A 22,429-nucleotide genomic window follows, 5' to 3' on the forward strand; every position below is an offset into this window, starting at 1 on the left:
AAAGCACTTATCAAGTTTTAAAACACACTTATCAATTATAATTCACCCCTTACTCATAACATTCTAAATTCACTCCCACATTAAATAGATGACCTCGAAAAAATAAATTACAGTGGGAGAATACACCAAAAACCAAGTTATCTATCTACAGAAAGATAACATTGCATCAATCAAAAAAGCTCTACAGAAATATCAAGTAGTACTAAATAACCGAACGGCTATCTCAAACAAAGGATTTCACATGGAGATGGATGTGAAATTTATGGAAAACTCTGGTGATGAACCAAGAAACCTGAAAACATCAGATATTAAAGATTTTGAAACCTTCAAAAAAGCCTTTGCTGTACGAAGTCCTTCTTTTGACCAAATGAAACAAGAGGACTCTTATAGAGATGATTTTGAAACTTCACTCCTCTCTGAACCTTTATTGTTTTCACTTGCTTTGGAACACGAAGAACTCAAAGAAGAGGTAATAAAAACAGCAAAAGGAATTGCAGAAATCAGCCGTCATTACAACAATAGTGAGTCCATGTGGGCTTTCAATGCCAATGCTTATGGAGCTGTTGCTTTGTATTTGTTAGCCTGTCATGATATTAATTATGCCTATATACTTGCTCAATACCTTATTCCGTATTGGGATGAACGCTATACATGTGACTATGATTGCTACCTCTTTGAATTAGTGAAGCAACACGGCTGGACTCGCCCATTAATCAAAGCCTATTTGTATTGTGACAACCCTAATTTCAGAGCTGGAATGATGAGAATAGGGTATTATCATGGCAATCTCCCACAAGATGAAAATCCTACTTTATTTAATTTCTTAAAAGAAAACCAAGAAGAATATACTTGGTTCAAGGAAAGTATAAAAGATAGGTTATTAGATGAACCTATGCTGTATTATAAAGGGGAAGATGATAGTGAAAATCCCGTTTTAAGTCTTTTTTATACATTAAATGGAAGTGTAGATGCTATCCACGATGAGGAGGACGAATTTATCTCCAAATTCTTCGTTTCTGACACCATTGAAAACGAGGCTACAGATCTTTACAATTCCATTCTTAATAGTACTGATCAGCCATTAATGAGATTGGATGGTGAGGGTGAACTAGAAAAAGAAGCGAGACAATATACTGGTAAAGATACTTATACTCCGGGTGAGGGCATTATGGATTTTAGGGCGTTTGTGATGGCCTTAGAAAATGGTGCTCAAATATGGCAGTATGTGGAGAATGGAGAAAATAAAGCACTTATTAATTCATTGGAAAAAGTGGATTTAATGGATTTGGCATTGAAGAGTAGTCCTGCACTTTATCATAAAATCTGTTATCATCTTCCAGGTGTAGATCTTGAAGATGATTGTAACCCATTGAATAATAATAAAGGGTTGGTGGATGAAATGGATCATTGTCTACGAGAAATCATTGATGATCTTACACTATTTAATGATGAATCTCTTTACGCAGATGATATCCCTCAAGCTTTCAATCCACTACCTGAGCATAGAGGTGAAGTAAGATATCAGCAACTACTCAGAGTGTTGGATGTCTTCTATGTGTTATTGGGTAAACCCACTTTTGTGGATGATTTATGTGAGCGTATCATTGAAGACAAGGAAGAATATTGTCTCTCCACCTCCGAGTTTTATGATCGATATAGTGAGGAAAATTATGCAGAAAATGGGAAATTACCTCCGCTGTTGGTGAAACAAATGGCCTCTATTGTTGAAGAGTTCTCTACTCCTTATGACAGAGATTCAATTGACACTGATCTATTGAAAAAACTAGATTATTGTCTTTCTACATCAAGAGGATGTTATAATACCGATCATTTAGGTAAGCATAATGCAGGTGATATCGCCCTTGCCAGCTATATGCTAAAAACGGATGAGCAAAATGGAATCGAAGATCAATACACCTTACAACTAAGAGAATATTTACAGGCATTTCAGTGGGAAAAAGTAGCTTCTATTTTTACTGAAAGAGATCGTTTTTCAGATCCTATTTCTGAAGATACCAAAGAGAAAATCAACAATTATATCACTTCTGTAGATACTCCTCTGATTAGTCATGAGGAAATGATGACGCTCTTAAATGATACACTTGTTCCCTATGAGGAAGAGCATAATGGAGCTAGAATACATCATTTTTCAAAAACACAAAGAAGCTATTACATTTTAAGATTCGATAACAATATATCAAAGGTTCTAATTTTCTCTTTCTGGGCTCAAACGCTTTCATACTCTAAAGATGATCCAAGAGCCAAAAGGTTTTGGAATTTGATGTTGGCACTTTCACCTTTTTGGGTATTGAATAAAATGCTTAAAACAGCTTCTTCCTCTTATGGTGATTTGGAGTTTGAATCCCCTCAAAAAGAAAAAGCGTTCTTCCAATCTCTCTCTGAAGTGGGCGTTCCTGACTCCCTCCTATTTGCATTTGAAATCGTCAAATCTCAAAATAGTTATGGAAAAGGCACTGTAAAAGACCTCAAAAGGTATTTACCATGGATCAATGCATTTAAAATGGTCCAGCAAATGGATAAAAACGATGCAATGTTTGATATGCTTCATTACAGGGTTGAACAATTGAAAGAGGGCTTGAAATCTGCAGATGATATTAATGTAGTTCAATTCCATCGTGATCTTTCAGCTTCTGATGAAGAGTATAATTTTGACAAGGAAACCGAAGGCTTATTTCATGATTATCTGCATGTCTTTTTCACTATAAACTGGGAAGAAGATTCCAAAGAGGGTGTTTCTGATATGGTCTCTAAAATGATAGACTACATAGAAGGCAATTTGGATCACGATACTTTTGCTCCGCTCTTCTGGTCAAAAATTAACCGCAAAAGTTTCCATACTTATGTAGACAGTTATAAGTCCTATTCTTTTGAACAGTTTTTCTGGGGACTTCACGAAAGTAAACAAGATCGTTTGATCAAATTATTATCGAATGGCTCTTCTGCCTCTTTCTCCGTTTTGTTTAATGATTTAGAAAGAGGTTATAAAGAGAAGTTGGTCAGAGAAGGAAAACTTAAATTCAATGATATCATTGATCGTAACTTTAAAGATGATGAAATAAAAGAGCAAGCACATACCTACTATATTAACAGAGTATTCTCGTTAGGTGCTGATAAAACCTGTTTGATAAAATACTGTATTGATCAAGAAGAAAAAGCTTATGGTAATTATTTAGGAAAACTTGGAAGAAGAGGTGAGTTAGATGGTGTAGTTTCTGAATTGAATAAATCTAGAAAAAATAGCTTAATCGATCATTTTGAAAATCAATCCGGTGCAGAACAGCTTATTGGTCTTTTCAAAGATGATTCTTCTAGAAAAATTAAAGATAAAGCACGTCATATTCTTCAAAAACTAAAGGTAAAAGAACCTGTTGTCGAAGATTGTAAAAGCCTTTATGACTTTGGGGTGTATGACTATTCTGCCTCTGAAATAAATCTTCAGCATCAAACTGACAAAATTGTCGCAAAAATAGGTACTACGTTCGGTCTTCGCTTTGTCGTTGGCGAAAATGATGACAGAGACATTATTAATCATACGGTATACGTCCAACATCCTGTTATAAAAGATGGAGTCAAGACTTCGGAACGCAGTGAATGGACGCAACAAGGAAAGAATGGACAAGCAATTTTTGCAGGTTGGACTTTTGAGACCGCTGATGAATTAATTTCCGGTGAATACAGTTTTAAAATCAATGATTGGCGAAGAAATCTTATCGCTGAAAAGTCATTCTTAATAGAATCTGAAGTGCTTACTCAACTAAAACAAGATCATTGTGAGGAAGAACAAAGTGATGGTTACTACACTTTCAATAGTCCAAAAAGAGAAGGAATTGTTATAGAGGAAGGAGAGCAATTATTAAGAAATAATCAACCTATTGTTCCTTATAAAGCTGTTCAATTTGATGGTTATGGTGTAACAGAAAGTGACCTTAATGATATCATCATTTGTGATTATGTTTTGGCTTCTGAAAAAGTAGTAAAAGCAATTGGAAAACATCATCCATTTGGGTGTTTCTTCATTCCTGCTGTCATCAATACTTCTGATGGTAAGTCAATTCCTTATTACCTTATAAAACCCACTATTTATCTAGCTTCGGAGGAAACACAAGTTCATCAAAATACACTCATTTTTACTATTGAAAATCAAACTTCCAATTTAATATTTAAGAAAATGATCAGAGATGAACTACAAGAAATCATTGGTTCGGAAATCATAGAAAAACTAGAAGGAGTAACATCAAACTAAATATCGAAATGAGAAAACTAATAAAAATAAATAAAGACAATTGGTCCAATTTCTATGATGATGCAACGCAAAGAATGTTTGGTTGTGAACCCGAAATGTTGATCAATTTCACTCCTTACATCAATCTTTTTGTATTTGATTATGGAAGGTTAAAGCAGAATATCCACTTCTATGTTGGTTGCGAACTCACCCCTGCCAAAGTTGAAGATAGAGATAGAGATATTGTGGATACAGTAAGCCATGCTTATATGAATTTCAGCCTTTCTGAAGAAAATTTACAATCTGATGGTACTGATGAAAACTCTTTTATTCTTGAAGGTAAACCTGAACTAGATGAAGTCCATTTCTTTCGTAATGAAAGTGACCTTTACAGCTTCTTTATGTCAGAAGCAGCACTTCTTGGCTTGAGAGTTAGTGAGGGTTGTAAAGAGGATATGGAATGTAGGGTGTATTAGTCTATATTTTTAATCAAACTCTGTAGGGACGTTTTAGTAAAACGTCCTACGAATAGTCAAAATAAATAAACTAATTTCAAATCAAGGAACTGTAGTAAAACCAAATTTTGTGATTTAAAGTCACCATGTTTCAAGTGTTCAGCGCTAGCGTCACTTGGAACTACTTATTGGCGAAGTCTCCAGACTTCGAATAAAAATTTGTCACTTTCATTCATCTCGAAGTCGGGAGACTTCGCCTATGTATCCTCACAAGTGGCGCCTATCGGCTTAACACTTGCGAGATAAAAATGAAAAATAGATTTTGCGACAGCCCCTATATATTACTCCATCAAAATGTACGAAGAATACGAGGCAAAATATGTCCTAGATTATAATCCAAATGATATTGAATCTATCATTGAGGCATCAAAAAAGTATGCAAATTTGGTCATTTCAAAAAGAGGATTTAGGGACGACTATTGTGTGATTCAATTCAAGCCTTCAGAAGCAATTACAAAAGACGTATTTGCGGAGCATACTGTTCTGAGTAAACATGTGAAATCAAAGTATGGCACAACAACTGAGAACTTAGAAGATTCAATGTTGACTGAGACGCTTTTCTTTGCCAATGCATTACGATTTCCAGAATTAGAAGAAGTTGTAAAGTCAGTAGTAGAAGATGTAGTAACTTTCTCAAGGGAAACGAATGATTCTTCTGAGATGTGGATCAATTGTGAAGAGCCTTTTGCTTTAGAATGGTTGACGTTATTTACCACGGTTTATCCACAATACGGCTATTTATTGGGAAGCTTTTTTATTCCTTATTGGGATGATGAACATATGCCTGAATCATTGGAGACACTATCTGCGTGGAGTAAACAATTCGGAATTAATTCAGATACGATCAAAGCCTACTGTTATTGTGACAACAGTTCTGCAAGGAAGGTTATGCTAGGTTTTGACATCTATGGTTATTCTTTTGAAAAAGTGGATTGTCATTTTGATTTAATTACTCATTTCAGAAATGATCCTTCCGCTTATGAATTTTTCAAAAAGACCTTAGCAGAAAGATTTAAGGCACTTCCATTTTTACAGCATACTGATGATGAACGCTATTATATTGAAAATCCAATCAAGGAAATCGTTATTGAACTCCTCATGGTTCATCATCCAGAAGAGGAAGAGGGTTTCGATGAAGTGGAATACCTAGAGCACACTTTTGTCCATAAATCAGCGAGGGAGGAAATTGATGAAATCACACAATACATTGAAGAAGAAAATCAGCAACCTATTGTACCTAGTCACAAAGAATATGTAGCCTACCTTCAATCCATCAAAGAAAAACGTGCACCTAAAACCGATTTGGAAGGATGCTGGAAACCTTTTATTCTAGACTCTTTTTCTAATGGAATACAAATTTGGAACTATATCAAAATGGGTGAACAGGTGTTTGACTTTTCTGAAGTTGAAGCCATTAATCTGTATCAAAAAATCGATACACATGATAGTGATTTGATCTTACTGTTTGAGCAAGAATACATTCATAGTAATGGGGATTTGTATGAAGACTTGGATAGAGTTTTAAAAGCTCACTTTATTCATTGGAGAAAAAAAGGAAACATCAAAAACACTGAAAAACAAATGGCTCTTCGACTCTTAGATCTTATTTTTAGATGGTTAAATAGAAAGCCTTTTGAAAATGATACACAAACAATTTTAGCAAAGCATCAGATTTGTTCTGAGCCAGAGTTTCAATCGAGATATAAAGCACATTGGTTTTCAGAATTAGAGTTTGTATTAAATGAATTTGGAGGCTATTCGAGTACTGTAACGAGAGAACAACTTGAGAAAGGTTATGTATTGATTGAAGAAAATCGTCAAGAGGCAATTTCACTTTTAAATCAATCATTATTTCAACAGAAAAAAAGTCGCTCGCATAAAAGTTATGGCAATGTAGAAGTAGTAGTGCTTGCTTCCTATTTAGTTCATAATGATAGAAAAAAGAAATATCAAGATGAATTAACTATAAATGCTATAAATTTCATGAATAAGCATTTATATGATGCTGTGGTGAGTGATTTAATTCGATCTATGACTTTTTCAGATTTGATTATTAAAAAAGGAGAAGTTCAAAAAGCTCCTGATTACTATCAAGAAGAACAAAGGTTGGAATATGAAAAGTTAGCAGAAGAGTATCATCTTTTTATTGAAAGTTTAAAGTCAGAAAACTTAGGTATCAAAACTTCTCAGCTATTAGAAAAACATCTGAAAATAGAGGAAGACAGCCCTATTTCGAAGGAGCAACCTCATATTGATTGGATGGATAATTTTTCTGATAAAACGCAAAAGTTGTTAGTGGCTATTCATTACATTTTTAATGAAGAGGAAATAAATCAAATCAAGGTTTTACGTTTTGTATTGAAATCAGCCTTTCAAATTGCACCTGTAAAAACAGTTCATTTCCTAGATAAGATTTACAAAGAACACCCCTATCGATACGACACTCCTCAGCAGTTTTTGAGTATGCTTGATCTATTACTCCAATTTGGTCTTACTGAAGAAGGATATTGGGGATACGCAATGGAACAGTTTTATCATTCTTCAAATCCTGAGGATAGTATTGAGTACAAGGAAATGTTGTGTATTTGGCAAGGCACAAGAAACATGGCATTCAGTGTGAAATGTGAATGTACACCTCATCAATATAACCTTACTAAAGGCATTCAAAAACTTCCTTTTAGACTTCAAAATAAACTATTAGCTGAAGCAAAAAAGGTGATTGGAGATGCACCTTTAGAGGTCAATTATAAAAAATCGATTGTAGATTATTTTGACCGTAAACTTCAAAAGGAGTTTATCTTCGAAGACTATCCAATCTATTTTAAGAATAGGCTTGAAGGGGAAAAAACCTTTTGTGAGTACATCAAATGGGATACTTGGCAACAGCATAAGGAGTTGTTGCAAACCATTATAAAAGATATTAATATCGAATATGAGGATGAGCTTAACCCAAAAGAAGCCCAAGAGGAATTATGGAAGATCAAGGGGTGGCGTTATATTATTCTTCAAAAAAATGGAGAAAATCTAACTCCTATTTATGGTGAGCGAGTACTATCGTTATTGCAACAAGGGTTTGATCAAGAGAATATTTATTATGCTCACACGCATTGTATAATCATTGATCAAAATTGCCCTGCCGATTATATAGAGGAATTACTGTCTTCTGACATGAGATTCAATCATGAAGAGATATGGCGAAACAGTATCAAGTCATTTTTACTTTACGGCGGGGACAAAGAAAAAGTGGAACTGATTAGTCAATATGGAATCGATAAATGGAGATTTAATCAAGAGGATGATTATTCAGAAACTTCAATTAAAGACCTTTTTGATCATCTCCCTGATGCGTTACAAAAAAGAGTGCTCTATTTACTAGGCTGTATTTCTGAGGAGGCTTTGGTGCTTCATCTTAAAAAATCACCTCAAGAATATTACGAGTTACTGGAAATGAGTAAGGTAGATTATTCAACCATTTTCAGATACTTTTTATCTCAAACAAAACTATCCAATCCGAATATTTATCTACAAATATTCAAACAAACAGATGGTGTTCCATTAATCGAAAGCGAAAAAACTGAGATTAAAATTCCGATGCTTTCCATCATGTCCCATCTTCCAAAATACTACCAATATATCATTTCTTTGGAAAATAGTAGCTCTACTAAAATCAAAGAACATGCGAAGATGTTGATTGAGAAATATCAATTGAAAGAGAAGGTCATTGAATACGTTATCGTGGATTTCGGCATTTACAAAATGCTGGGAAATACTGATGAAGGAGGAGAACGTAAAATAGCGAATGAACCTGTTCTATTAGAAGAAACTGACCAAATATCAGCGAAAATCAATCAGTATATCGGTCTACGATTTACAGTAAAAAATCATGATAAGGCTCCAAAGATTTGTCAGCATATGGTTCACATTAATCATCCAATTAAAGATGAGAATGGACAGATTTCCTACACTCAAACTTCATGGAGGCAAAACGGGTTAAGCAATTCTAATATTTTCTTGGGATGGTACTTTGAAAGTGAAGAGGAAGTAATTGAAGGGGAATATAAGATGAGTACTTTGGATGAAGAAGGGAATTTGTTGGTGAGTAAGAGTTTTAGTGTTTTATAATTTTATCCCCATCATTACAATCATTCATATATTTGTTTATTTTATTTAATGATGGGGTATTTTTTCTAGTTTTTTTAAAACTAAAGTGATTCGATCTGAGGAATTGTCAACCCCGTATTTTTAGCTATTATTTCATAAGGAACTCCGTCTTTCTTTAATCCTTTGGCAATAGCGATATTTCGTTCTTCAATTAATTTAAATTCGGCATCAGCTTTTAAAGTAAAAAGTCGGCTTGCTTCATCTCTTAAATTCTTTAGGTGTAGTTTATATTTTGCTTGTTCATCTTCAGATAGTTGATCTACACGAAGTAGTTCTTTTGCTTGAAGTAATCCTTTGGCCTTAAATTCTTCTTTGATTTCGTTGTTTTTGAAATAGTATATCCACTCATCTAAAGTATCTCGAGCCACATCATCAAACTGATTTACTTTAATGACATAATACTCTGGAAATAAATCAGAAGGTGTTACGTTACTTCCCATTAGCATTTTTTGTTTTGCTGATAATTCCAAGCTATCCTTTTTATGAATACCTAAAAAATGCGTTTTCCCATGATAAACATAATCTTCACCTTGACCTAGATCAAAATAGACAATATTTACAGAATAAACTTTTTTGACTTGTTTATAAGATTCACCTAAAGAAATATATTCAGTTACAGCTTTAGAAGAACCATAAATCATACGTTGGAAATAATCATATTCCAATTGGTTTTGCACCTCAATGATAACAAGTTCTCCCTTGGCATTCTTCACAAGAATATCGACTCTATTGTATTTATCGATTTCGATTTGTTGATTACTTTCACTTTCGAGAATACTCTCAATTACTATATCTTCTTTCATTAATTCAGAAAGAAAACCCTCTAAAACAGTGTAATCAGCTTTATTTCTCAAAAGGCGTTTCATTGCCCAATCAAATCGAATCAAATTCCTGTTAGCCATAACTTTATCTTTTAGTTCAATTTTATCCCCACAAAGTAAAACTTATCAAAGTTATTATCAAAAATAATAATTCAACTCTACTTACTACTTATAATACAATAACAAAAAAGGATCGAGCAACAAACTGCTCGATCCTTAAAATTATATATTCGTATTTAGTATTCTAACATTACGCTTTTACGCCATCGTCTTTTACTACACCTTCTTTGATTGCTTCCACAATTGAAGGATCTAGTAGTGTTGAAGTATCACCGAAGTTGTCAGTCTGACCTTCAGCAACTTTTCTTAAGATACGACGCATAATTTTACCTGATCTCGTCTTCGGTAAACCTCTTACGATTTGAACCTTATCAGGTCTAGCGATCTTACCAATTTTGTCAATCACCACTTCAAGAATTTGTTCTTTCAGTTCAGTAATTGTGCTTACTTCTAACTCTGCTGAGTCACAAACTACATAAGCGTAGATGCCTTGACCTTTGATATCATGAGGATAACCCACTACTGCAGATTCAACTACTGCATTGTGCATATTGATTGCATTTTCAACTTCTGCAGTTCCTAATCTGTGACCTGATACGTTCATTACATCATCCACACGACCAAGAATTCTGTAGTAACCGTCCTCATCACGACGACAACCGTCACCTGTGAAGTATAATCCTTTGAAAGTAGAGAAGTAAGTCGTCTTACAACGTTCGTGATCACCCCAAGTCGTTCTCAACATTGAAGGCCAAGGGTATTTCACACAAAGGTTTCCTTCTACTCCTTTTCCTTCAATCTCATTACCTTCTCCATCCACTAAAACAGGCTGAATACCTGGTAATGGTAGCGTAGCATAGGTTGGTTTAGTAGGAATAACGCCTGCTATAGGTGATATCATGATGCCCCCCGTTTCCGTTTGCCACCAAGTATCCACAATCGGGCATCTTCCTTTACCAATATGTTGGTGATACCACTCCCAAGCTTCACGGTTGATCGGTTCCCCTACCGTACCTAAAACTCTTAAGCTGTCTAATTTATATAACTCTACATACTCCAAACCTTGAGCCATCAGTGCTCTAATTGCGGTAGGTGCTGTGTAGAAAATGTTTACTTTTAATCGATCTACAACTCTCCAAAAACGGCCTGCATCAGGGAAAGTAGGAACACCTTCAAACATTACTGAAGTCGCACCTTCCAATAAAGGTCCGTAAACAATGTAAGAGTGACCTGTAATCCAACCAATATCGGCAGTACACCAATACACATCATTTTCTTGGTATTGGAATACATTTCTGAATGAGTACCAAGTGTAGACCATGTAGCCACCTGTTGAGTGTACTACACCTTTAGGCTTTCCTGTTGATCCTGAAGTATATAAAATAAATAATGGATCTTCTGAATCCATCACTTCTGGATCACAAACTGTTGGTACTGATTTGATTTCATCGTGCCAATACACATCACGTTCTGGATCCATTTTCACGTCTCCGCCAGTACGTTGGTACACGATTACTTTGTCTACATCTGGGCATTGGAACAATGCTTCATCTGCAATTTGCTTTAGCTCTACCACTTTGTTACCACGAGGACCTTGGTCGGCAGTAATCAAAATTTTAGCTCCTGCATCATTGATTCTATCCGCTAATGCTTGAGCCGAGAAACCTCCGAAAATTACAGAGTGAATCGCTCCAATTCTAGCGCATGCCAAAACAGCAATGGCTAATTCAGGGACCATTGGCATGTAAAGACATACTCTGTCTCCTTTACCAACTCCGTTTCTTTTTAAAACGTTGGCAAAAAGACATACTTGCTCGTGTAGTTCACGATAAGAAAAGATTCTGTCTTTTTCATGTGGATCATTGGCAACCCAATGAATCGCTGTTTTGTCACCTCTAGATAGTAAGTGACGATCCAAGCAGTTTTCGGTGATGTTCAGCTTACCATTCGTAAACCAACTAACATTGTAATTGTCGAAATCATGTTCAACTGTCTTGTCCCATTTCTTTCTCCATACAAATTGTTCCGCTACTTCTGACCAAAAGCGTTCAGGTTCGCTCACGCTGCGTCTATAGGCTACAGCGTAGTCTTCTAAGTTGTTAATTCTGCTAATCATTAATGTCGTAAAGTTTGAGTAATAGACTTATGTTATTTCAGTAGGTGTAATACTGAAACTCATCAATGTAAAGTCTAAGTGTTTAAAATTATTACTGAAGTTTTCGGCTTTGAATATAGATATTGAGAATTAAAAAAATGGAATTTAAATATACCTCTGCTAAATAAGTATAGTTATTTTCTATTACTCCAAGAAATGACCATGTACTTATCTCCTACCTGAGTAATGACAGAAGACCCACTTTCAAGATTTTCTCTATTGATAATATAGGTCAATAATTCACTGTGATTCATTAATTGATAAGAAGGTGCATAGGCATCTGTCTCCAAACGCGGAATATTATATTTCTTCACCCAATTCATCACTGAGACATGACTGACCCCCAATATTCTTTCAATTTCTCTAAAACTCACACCTTCCAAGTATAGTTGAAGTGCTTTGATCACATACTTCCGCTCGACCTCTCTCCCTTTTTTAGGAACTGAAAAATTATAGTTGCAACTCTTGCATTTGTAGCGTTGATTTCCTTTCACAAAACCGCTCTTAATGAAGGAATTACTATCACATTTTGGGCATGACAATTCTGATATTTTCATAAAATGAATGGATATTTCTGTATTAATAGTTGTTTGTAGTATGTAATTAAATATACTTATTTAGCATACCTATACTTATTTACCAAAATTCATGTACAAAATACACTTTTTATTTATTTTTAACAGATTTAAACACTTAAATAGAATTCCTATTCCAATCCATTTTCAAGAATAATTACTTATCGATATATCAAAAAATGATTGCTTATGTTGATGAATTTCGCTTGATCAGTACATTAGTTTATCAACATTACAATCGCCCTTCAATTTATAATGGAAGTTATGCGACATTTTTATGATAAATTTGACAATCACAAAAGACGCATGTATAAAAATTGATGATTCAACCTTCATTTTTTAAAATTGATAAATGTAAAAAAAAGCTTAAATTGATCATTCAACTATTTTTTTAATATGAAGCTTCTAGCACTCTTAAATGTACTGTTAATAACATTGTGTCTAATTTCTTGTGGTTTTAATCCTAGTGATTTTAATGATGTAGGAATTAAACCTCTGGAATCAAAGTCAATTGCGATTCCTTTATTGGACGGTAATGTAGAACTGGTGAATTTGTTAGACAGTTTGGATCGCTCTAGCTTACATACTGATGTCACTCCTTGGTATTTGGAATATAAATCTTGGGAGACGCAAGCTCAAAAAGACACCATTAAGCCGCTCATCACTGGAAAGGATATTTTGAATGATCCGTCTTTTAAATTACAAACAGGACTCTCTGTTCCTCTACTGGCTTCCTTTGAAAATATCATTCTCACTAAAGAGGTAATTATTCCTGTTACCACTGTTAATCCTTTTTTTGATGTCAATGTATTAGAAGTAGCAAAAGGTGAATTCGTTGCTTCATTTATCAATAAAGCAGATGTTTTATCTTTTTTTTCGATTGAACTCATTCAATACAACAACAGTAACGACACCACCATCCTCGATCAGGCAGGGTTTCTGATGCAACCCAACGTTAGTGCTGAACTAAAATTAGAAATCATCAATTCAGAGGTAAATACTTCTTCTGGTATCAGCACTGCTTTACGTCTAAAAAATGCGGTAAGTGGACAAAACGCTCCCTATACAGTAGCTCCATCGCCCAATCAAGGTATTCAAATTAATGAAGTAGGTGGTTTACATTTTACTCCATTTGTAGATATTGATCTTGATATACCCATCGCTGAGAAATCGATGGACATCAATATTTTTGAAAATTCGTTAGAAGGTGGCAGTGTCACTTTATCAGAATTTCAGTTGGATATTGTTTCCTATAACACATTTGGATTGGATATTTTTGCTGGAAATATTGAGGTTTTGGCTCAAAGCTCTATTGATGACTCACTTGTCCCTATTGTATTTTCTTCCTCTGAAATTGGGAGACCAAGAAATCAATTGAACGAAAAAATAGACACTCTTACTTTCCTAAAGCCAGAAGCCGCCTTAGACGTCAAGCCCAATAAATTGATAATGAGAGGTGATCTACAAATTCAGATGAGGAAAGGAGTTGACTATTATGTAGAAGACGATTCTTATATAAAAGAACAATTTATCGCTAAAATACCCTTTGAAATAGGAATGGATAATGTCACCTTTTCTACTTCAATACTCAGAGTACAAGATTTTCAAGAAAGTATAAATAGCATTGACTCTGCCACGATACTTCTTGGGGTAGAAAATCACTTCCCAATGAGTGGTGTGTTATCCATCTACACCAAAGATGCGATTGATGACGAGACTCCTTATCAGATTGATTTAAGTTCTGAAATGAATCAAAATGATTTTGTATTTATGAAATCAGCTGCTATTGATGCCAATAATCAAGTGGTTGCTCCTACCACACTACAAAGTACTTTCAGAATTACAAAAGAAGATGCTCAAAGATTAGTTGATGCAAAATACATATATATAGAAGGGAGGTTTAGTACACCTGATGGAAAAATTGTACCTTTCCTTCCAGGGCAACGCCTACTCCTTAAAGCGGGTATTTTTGCTTCTATAACGCTATCTCCTGATGATTTATAATTTTAAGAAATATATTACTCTAAGTGTACTTTTGTTAAGTGCACTGACTTGTTTAGGACAACAGGAAACCATGCTTTACTTTATGAAAGACATGCCTCAGTCCTTGCAATTAAACCCCGCACATAAGAGCGTTTATAAAACATCAGTGGTATTACCTTCGGTTTATATGAATGCAGAATCGACCACTTTTTCATACAACAATATTTTCACCGAAGATTTGGACGGGAACAACATTGATTTGGAAAAATTCTTTGAAAAACTGCAGGATCAAAATGTAATGGAATCAACCGCCGTTGTTGATTTAGTAGGGTTGACCATCACTTCAGATAAAATTAGTATCAGCCTTTTTGTAAGAGAAAGAATATCTAGTGTAATGCAAATTGAAGAGGATGTAGGAGAATTATTTGCAAAAGGAACTGCTCACCCTGACAACCTTAATAGAGAATTCAATATCGCTCCTTCATTTAACCTGAGTCACTATAGAGAATACGGCTTTGGTTTTAATTATAATATCAAAGACCGTTGGACATTTGGGGTCAATGCAAAATATCTTTCTGGTTTGATGAATATCAACATGAAAAATGCCCAAATCACATTAAAAACAGAAGATGCCGCCAACTATCCTATCACGGTTGCTATGGGTGATGCTCCGATTAGAAGTGCTGGTTTCAATAAATTATTGACCTCAGATAAAGAGATTACTTCCGCTGAACTTGGTTCTTATTTAGCAGGGGGTGCGGGAAATGGTTATGCATTTGATCTCGGAGTGACTTTCCAATTAACGGACAAAGTATTATTAGAATTAGCGGCTACCAACATCGGCCAAATTATCTGGAGTAACTCTAGACAAGACTATAGACTTGGTGCCGAAGATTATAACACTATGGTACTTACGGGGTCAAACCCACAAGATGTTTTCAATAATGAAAACCTTGACACTCCTAATCCTCAATATGATTCTTTGGTCAGTTTATTTGATTTTCATGAAATGGAAAACAGTGATCAAAGTTCTTATATCACTACCCTACCAATGTACGCCAACCTTGCAGGAAGTATTGATTTAGGACATAAGTTTATCATTGGTTGTACGGTGGGCTTTAGTTATATAGAAGATTATTTTAATCCTCGTTTTTCCATTAGTGCAAATAAAAGATTTGCTGATTTTTTAGGTATAGGTGTCAACTATACTGCTGACAAAAGTGGAATTTCGCGTGTGGGTGGTGCAGTCAGTATTGGCTTTCCTGGCATTAAAGTTTATGCGATATCAGATGATCTCGTTAAAAATATTACCAATTGGAAAGACTCTCAATCCTTAGGTGTTCGATTTGGGGTGAATTTGAACTTTGGGTATGTCAAACAGAATTACCTCAATAAAAGACAAACGAGAGCAAGTCAGATTATGGAATGGCATGATTAAAATGTCACGATAAATACAATATCATTTCTCTTTTTCAACGTTTATTAAAAAGTGCGTCATTATGGAGCACTCTGTCACTTAAAAACACATTTCATCTTTCTTTCAAAACTAAAAACAAACCCCTAAACATCTCATTTACAACAACAAACACATTAACGGCTTATTCTTTTCATTAATAATGGTGTATCACATTAAAAAGCATCAAAATGGACAGAATAATTACAAAAGAGGAAAAGCAAAAGGATAAAAAGAAGCAATACTTTAAGATTGGTACTGCCGTAGTTATTGGATTAGGTTTACTTTATTTAGTCAATGGTTATTTAACAAAGAAAATTGACCGAAGAGATATTTCCATTGGAATTGTTGAAAAAGGAAATGTTGCGTTGACTATTTCTGGAAGTGGAAAAATAGAGCCTACGCTTCAAAAAGCAATTACATCTCCATTTTCATCATTTATTGAAGCCACTTATAAAGGTATCGGTGATAATGTCAAAGCCAATGAATCAATTCTTCAAATAAATGTAGCAGAAGCTGAAAATAAACTTTCGTCAATGAAAGATGAGGCTGAGATGAAACGTGTCGAAATCAACAAAGAAAAACTAAGACTCAACAAAGAACTTTTCAACTTAAAGAAAGAAACTCAAATCAATGCTCTTCAGTTAAAAAGCAGAGAAGAAGCATTAAAAAGTGAAACAAAATTATTGTCGATTGGCGGTTCCACTGAAGAAAAAGTAAAGCAAGCAAAAACATTATTAGAAGTTGAAAAACTAAAACAGGAACAATTAAACCATGATTTAAAAATTAAGGAACAAGGTATTCTTCAAGAAATTAAATCGTTAGAACTTTCACTTTCTATTCAACTTAAAAGCATTCAAGAACAAGAAAGAAAATTAGAAAAAGCGAAGACAAAAACTGGAATGGACGGAGTCATCACTTTTATCAAAGATAAAGTAGGTGCTTCTATTGCTGAAGGTGAAGTACTGGCAAGAGTAGCCAATATGGATCAATTTAGAATCCGTGGAAAAGTGTCAGAACAATATGTCGCTTCTCTTTCTATTGGAATGGATGTGGTCGCTAAAACTTCAAAAGCCTCTTACACTGGAAATGTCACAAGTATCTCTCCCTCTTCTGACAATGGAATGATCACTGTTTTAGTACAAATTCACGAACAAAAAGATTTAGATCTGCTTCGTCCTGATATGATCGTTGATCTTTCAATCATCAGAGAACAACATGAAAATGTATTGAGAGTAAAAAATAGAGGAGCATTCAAAGGTATAAAAGACGAAAAAATATTTGTGATTCATAATGGTAGTGCTGAAAAAGTTACGGTACAAACAGGGTTTAGGAACTCTGTATGGGTGGAATTAAAAAACAATGTTCAAGAAGGTGATTCTATCATCATCTCCCCTACAGATAAATTTATCAACTCAACGCATATTGAACTTAAATAATTTTTGATCTCAACGAAGAAATAATCATGAAAAAGCTATCATTATTAGGGGTATTACTTTTAATCTCTTCCACTTTATTGGGTCAAAAAGTTTTAAGCCTCAAACAAGCGATCGATCTTGCACAAGCCAATTCCAATTATGTTCAGATTGCAGGAAAAACATTAGAGATTGAAAGAGCAAATTTTAAATCCTTTCAAACAGACTTAAGACCTCAAATGGTGTTACAAGGAACGCCTACTTCTTATGGTAAAAATTACAATCCGATTACTCAGCCAGACGGAAGTGTTGTGTACCAAGCTGTAGAACAAAATAACATTAATATGCAATTGAATTTAACTCAACAAATTGCAGCAACAGGGGGTTCTGTTTTCATAGGTAGCCAACTTAACCGATTTGATGATTTTCAGAGTGAAGTACATCAATATCAGGCACAGCCTTTTTACATTGGATACAATCAACCTCTTTTTCAATACAACCAATTGAAATGGCAAAAAAAATTGGCTCCTCTACAACTTCAAGAGGCCGAAAAGCAATTTATAGAGGATATGGAATGGATTGCGGTTCAAACCACTCAATTTTATTTTGATGCTCTTGTATCACAATTGAATAGCAACATTGCACTTCAAAACGTGGAAGACAATCAAAAAATTGTAAAAATCACAAAGGCAAAAAAGGAATTGGGCAGAGCTTCTGAAAGTGAAGTATTACAAGTAGAACTCAATGTAATCTCAGCAGAACAAACTTATGCATCGGCTAACTTAAGTTATAGAACAGCGATGAGAGCATTATTAAATTACTTACAAGTGGATTCTTATAATGAGATTAATATTCAATTATTAGTTCCTGCTAATTTTAACCTTAGTCAAATTAATACCGATAAAGCATGGGAATTTGCCAAAAGAAACCGTAAGGATTTTATCAATTACCAGAGAAGAACGGTAGAAAGTGAAAGTCAAATTGCAAAAGCGAAACGTGATAACCGATTCCAAGCTAATGTTGAAGTAGCATTTGGTTTGAGTAATCAGTCCAACGATATCAGTCAAGCCTACAGTAACAATATTCAATCACAACAGTTTAATGTGACATTGGCTGTTCCGATTTTAGATTGGGGAAGAGCAAAAGCAAGAATCCACTCAGCGGTTACAAGTTATGAACTCACTCAGGCTCAAATCGAACAAGATAAACTCGATTTCCAAAGAGAAGTGATCAATGCCAGTGAGCAATTAGAAACGATGGCGGAACAAGTGAATTACATTCAAAAAGCAGATGAAGTGGCTCAAAAAAAATACTCTATTGCTTTGCAACGCTATGAACTGGGAGATATCAGTATTCGTGAATTGGTTTGGTCAACAGACGAAAAAGATCAAGCAAAAAATGCTTATATCAATACTTTAAAATCGTATTGGATGAGTTATTATCAGTTGAGAACTGTAACGTTATATGATTTTGAAGAGGAAGAGAATATTAGGTATGTGGTGCAGTAAGTCTAGGTTACATTACACTGAGTAACGCACTGTTACTTCTAACTCAAAATGTCAAACTCTATTATTGTGATATTATCAACCAATAATATTAATAATGGAATTTATCAAAAAAAAATGGAGCTTTATCATTGTTATAGGTGTTCTTCTTTCTAATATCTTCACGGCCTATTATATCAATATAACATTTAGAGAAATTCGTTTTCCATATGATGAAGAGGAAATAATGCCTTATCCTAAAATAAAGCATAATCAAAACAGGAGTTTTCAAGAAAAACAAATCAATCAGAATTCTTCGAGTCAAAACGTATATTTACCCGACTTAAAGCATTTCCCAAAAGAAATGATAAATTTGAATACATCAATCAACCATAATACTTTTCAAAAGAAACATAAAAGAGTGGTATCTAGCAGAAATAAAATTTTGATTGAGTACCCAAACGGCGTAAAAGTTTATTATTCTAATCCATCTTCAAACTTAGATTTAACTGAAATTATTCAACTCTATTAAGGCTAATGGCTCGTTACGTATCGTAACCTGGTGTTACTACTGTAACAAACCATAATACAGCACCTTTGTATCATAATCAAGTTCAAATCAATCATTAAATGAAGATGAAAAATAATAACACAACATCTAGGAGATTATTTACTTTAATCACTCTTATTGCTTTAACAATAACACTATCCAACCTATTTACATCATGTACTTTCAGAGATGATTTTGAAGACAATATGCCTCCAAGATCTAGTAGTCAATTACACTTAGGGAGTCATTGGAAATGAGATCATGACTAATAAAAATACGCAAAAGCACCACCTAAAATTAAAGAAGGCGGTGCTTTTTTAATAACTGAGAAGCTGTTTTATGATTCAACCAATTAATAATTAAATCTTCCATACTATCAGTTTGCTCTTCAAGTATTTCCTTCAATGCCTTTTGTGCTTTTTCTCTTTTCAAAGGGTTTGAACTGCCTATAGCAAGAAGGAATAATGAAAAATAAAAAGGTTGCTGATCTAGTGATTTTTCCACATCGTCTGACAAACTTTCATTATTGAGCAATTGGAAGATAGCTCTTGAGATATCAATTACTTTAGGTATTTCATAATCTACCCTTTGAAGCCTACTGTAAACCGTTTGGAATGCAGCCTCTTTATTAAAATAAGAATGTAAAAGGAGTTCTTGACATAAAGGCTCATAATGCTTCGGCTGTTGTATAAATTTCTGATAGAGCGTATAGGCCTTCTCTTCTTCTTTTTTATAAATCAAACTCCATATTTCTTCACATAATGAATTGGGAGAATCATCCGATAATAGTATCTGATCTGCCAAATGAAGTGCATTTTCATGAATATGTAAGCCATAATGGTAATCCAAATGGTATAACTTTTTTAGAATCGCTTGAAGGAATAAGTTTGGTGTTGATTCAAGTATTTTTTGTAATTGAAGCACTGCATCAGATAATAATTCATACCTATGATGCACTAAGATTTCAGTATCAAAAGAGATAATATCTTTCAAAATTGTGTTATCCAAAACATCCCAACCCACTTCTAATAATAAAGGACTATACAGTCCGTCAATATACAACTGCAGCAATTCTAAAAGAGCTTGATCCGATTCACACCTCCCTTCAAAAATCTTTACTAATCTCTTCTCATGACCATAAACATAAATACTGACTAGATTTTCCTCCCACAGAAATTTCATATGAAAGTCAGCTTTATCTTGATCAAGCGTCAGAGTCAAAAACTTATTGAGGAAAATATTTTTACTCAATTTCAATTGAAGATGTTCTAAATAATCTGCTCTCCCTTCTACAACCCTTGTTATTCCACCTAGGTAAACCTCCGGAAATTTAAGGACTGTAGAACTACTTTTAGGGTCTTGTTGCTGTGCCATAAATACTGGTTTGTAATTTCCCTTTGGAATCTCAATAATGACATCCTCTTGCTGAACATCATTGAGATAATACTTTTTAAGCAATGTCCTCAAACGGCCCATCTGCACTCTCACAATAGGATCAATAGAGGCATCAAAATCATCCTCTCGATCAAAAACCTCTAAGGCTATTGAATAAGAAGTATAATGCTCCTCTTTTCCCTGATCACTCTTCTGTACCAAATAAGATAAAAGCTTCTTTGCTCTAAAGGAGGTAATAAAAGTAGGACTGTTAAGTATATTTTCTAGCGTTTTTGTCTTAGAGGTCATCATCATTATGCTCATGTTACATTACCTGATGTAACCTAGCGTTACTTCTAAGTGGCAATGATTCAAAGGATATTTGTAGTGTATTAATTATTAATGTAATCAAAATAATATCACCATGAAAAAGTTCTCAATAATTTTCTCTTTCATCATTGCACTGACATTAAATCAGTTAATCTCTTCATCTCTTTATGCCAAATCTTTTGAGTTTTACACTCCTGAAGTACAATATGTTGATGGCATTTTTGAAATTACCATTGATGCTGACACACCTTTCGAAAGAGGTTTGCAACATGGCGTTGCACTCAATACACAAATCAATCAAGGTATTTTATCCTTTAAACAATGGATCTCCAAAAATACAAGCATTGAAGATGTGGATGCTTTTCTTTCAAAGTTTGTAAACGAAAATGGTTATGCTTTATATACCAAACAACACACTCCTGATCTTTACGAAGAACTTGAAGGAATCGCTGAAGGAGCAAGTATACCTTTCGATGTTTTATTCGCCTATCAAGCCTTTGATGAATTGTTTACTTATTTTGCTAATGAGGGATTTATTGATCTACAAGGACACTGTACAACAGTTGGTATTGAAGGAAAGCAAAATATCGTCACACACAATAATGATATCCCCACCTATTTCAAAGGTTTGAATACTTTATTGAGAATTAAAAATCCAACTACAGGACATGTAATTCTACAAGGCACTTTTGCTGGAGTAATCGCTCAAAATGGAGTAAATAATCATGGTATTGCAGTGGGAATAAATACCGTTGCCAATATCAAAGGAAATAAAACAGGTCTTCCCGTCGCTTTCAATGTCAGAAAAATTCTAGAGCAGGAAAACGTTGAAGATGCATTGTCTTTCTTACGTTCTGTACAATGTGCTCAACCAATGAATTATATGATTGGGGACAAAAAAAATGTGATATGTGTAGAAGTATACGGAGAGGGTCAATATGATATTCTTAAACCGAATCACAACTTTATTGTCCACACAAACCATACACTTTCTGATAAAACCCCTCAACTTTTCGAAATGAGTGAAGAAGATGGCGGTGCATCATTTGCCAATACTTTAGAACGTTTGAAATTGGCCAATGAATGGCTTGAGAAAAAAGAAAATACCATCACAAAAACAGAGATCATGGAACTGAAATCAGGGCCAATGATCAATGTTTTCCCAGGTAACAATACTGGTCGAACGCTACAAAGCATGATAGTCGTTTTACCAAGAAACGAAGCTCCTTATGTGTATTACACCGGAGACTCACCAAGCATTTCAAGTTATACTCGATTTAGTTTTTAGTAATAATTAAAGGGGTAATCTT

At 34.3% G+C, this 22,429-nt stretch carries 13 protein-coding genes; 9 read left to right on the forward strand and 4 right to left on the reverse strand.

The annotated features are described in order from the left end of the window. Positions 1-112 precede the first annotated feature (112 nt). From PL77_RS03785 to PL77_RS03795, 3 genes are all read left to right on the forward strand, one after another. Positions 113-4,264, forward strand: a complete 4,152-nt coding sequence (locus tag PL77_RS03785; RefSeq protein WP_044201938.1) for a DUF3859 domain-containing protein — start codon at positions 113-115, stop codon at positions 4,262-4,264. A gap of 8 nt (positions 4,265-4,272) precedes the next feature. Next, complete coding sequence (locus tag PL77_RS03790) at positions 4,273-4,719, forward strand: hypothetical protein (protein ID WP_156152230.1); 447 nt, start codon at positions 4,273-4,275, stop codon at positions 4,717-4,719. Between the two features lie 333 nt (positions 4,720-5,052). After that, positions 5,053-8,880: a DUF3859 domain-containing protein gene (locus PL77_RS03795; RefSeq protein ID WP_044201943.1), complete on the forward strand. Its 3,828-nt coding sequence runs from the start codon at positions 5,053-5,055 to the stop codon at positions 8,878-8,880. An 80-nt stretch (positions 8,881-8,960) separates the two neighbouring features. Here PL77_RS03795 and PL77_RS03800 read toward each other — a convergent pair whose 3' ends face one another. From PL77_RS03800 to PL77_RS03810, 3 genes are all read right to left on the reverse strand, one after another. Continuing rightward, positions 8,961-9,821, reverse strand: coding sequence for an Rpn family recombination-promoting nuclease/putative transposase (locus tag PL77_RS03800; protein ID WP_044201945.1), 861 nt, complete (start codon positions 9,819-9,821; stop codon positions 8,961-8,963). A gap of 169 nt (positions 9,822-9,990) precedes the next feature. Next, complete coding sequence (acs, locus tag PL77_RS03805) at positions 9,991-11,916, reverse strand: acetate--CoA ligase (RefSeq protein ID WP_044201947.1); 1,926 nt, start codon at positions 11,914-11,916, stop codon at positions 9,991-9,993. Positions 11,917-12,089: 173 nt separating this feature from the next. After that, positions 12,090-12,512: a helix-turn-helix domain-containing protein gene (locus PL77_RS03810; RefSeq protein WP_156152231.1), complete on the reverse strand. Its 423-nt coding sequence runs from the start codon at positions 12,510-12,512 to the stop codon at positions 12,090-12,092. Positions 12,513-12,926: 414 nt separating this feature from the next. Between PL77_RS03810 and PL77_RS03815 the strand changes: the two genes are divergently transcribed. The 5 genes from PL77_RS03815 (at position 12,927) to PL77_RS03835 (ending at position 19,397) form a co-directional block, all read left to right on the forward strand. Continuing rightward, entirely contained in the window at positions 12,927-14,534 is a 1,608-nt protein-coding gene (locus PL77_RS03815; protein WP_044201949.1) for a hypothetical protein, read from the forward strand. Then, positions 14,524-15,951 (forward strand): DUF5723 family protein, encoded by a 1,428-nt coding sequence (locus tag PL77_RS03820; RefSeq protein ID WP_044201951.1) that lies wholly within the window; start codon positions 14,524-14,526, stop codon positions 15,949-15,951. The genes PL77_RS03815 and PL77_RS03820 overlap by 11 nt, the downstream gene beginning before the upstream one ends. Before the next feature lie 206 nt (positions 15,952-16,157). Beyond that, positions 16,158-17,405 carry an efflux RND transporter periplasmic adaptor subunit gene (locus PL77_RS03825; RefSeq protein ID WP_044201953.1) on the forward strand — a complete coding sequence of 416 codons (1,248 nt, stop codon included), beginning with the start codon at positions 16,158-16,160 and terminating at the stop codon, positions 17,403-17,405. A gap of 26 nt (positions 17,406-17,431) precedes the next feature. Further along, the gene (locus PL77_RS03830) at positions 17,432-18,889 is read left to right on the forward strand and encodes a TolC family protein (protein WP_044201955.1); all 1,458 of its coding nucleotides are present in this window, start codon (positions 17,432-17,434) and stop codon (positions 18,887-18,889) included. A gap of 94 nt (positions 18,890-18,983) precedes the next feature. Next, positions 18,984-19,397 (forward strand): hypothetical protein, encoded by a 414-nt coding sequence (locus tag PL77_RS03835; protein WP_044201957.1) that lies wholly within the window; start codon positions 18,984-18,986, stop codon positions 19,395-19,397. A gap of 315 nt (positions 19,398-19,712) precedes the next feature. Here PL77_RS03835 and PL77_RS03840 read toward each other — a convergent pair whose 3' ends face one another. After that, a complete protein-coding gene (locus PL77_RS03840; RefSeq protein ID WP_156152232.1) occupies positions 19,713-21,104 on the reverse strand; it encodes a hypothetical protein in 1,392 nt (463 codons plus the stop codon). Positions 21,105-21,213: 109 nt separating this feature from the next. Between PL77_RS03840 and PL77_RS03845 the strand changes: the two genes are divergently transcribed. Beyond that, positions 21,214-22,407, forward strand: a complete 1,194-nt coding sequence (locus PL77_RS03845; RefSeq protein ID WP_044201962.1) for a C45 family peptidase — start codon at positions 21,214-21,216, stop codon at positions 22,405-22,407. Positions 22,408-22,429 lie beyond the last annotated feature (22 nt).

The sequence above is a fragment of the Flammeovirga sp. OC4 genome (assembly GCF_000812565.1).
Classification (GTDB): domain Bacteria; phylum Bacteroidota; class Bacteroidia; order Cytophagales; family Flammeovirgaceae; genus Flammeovirga.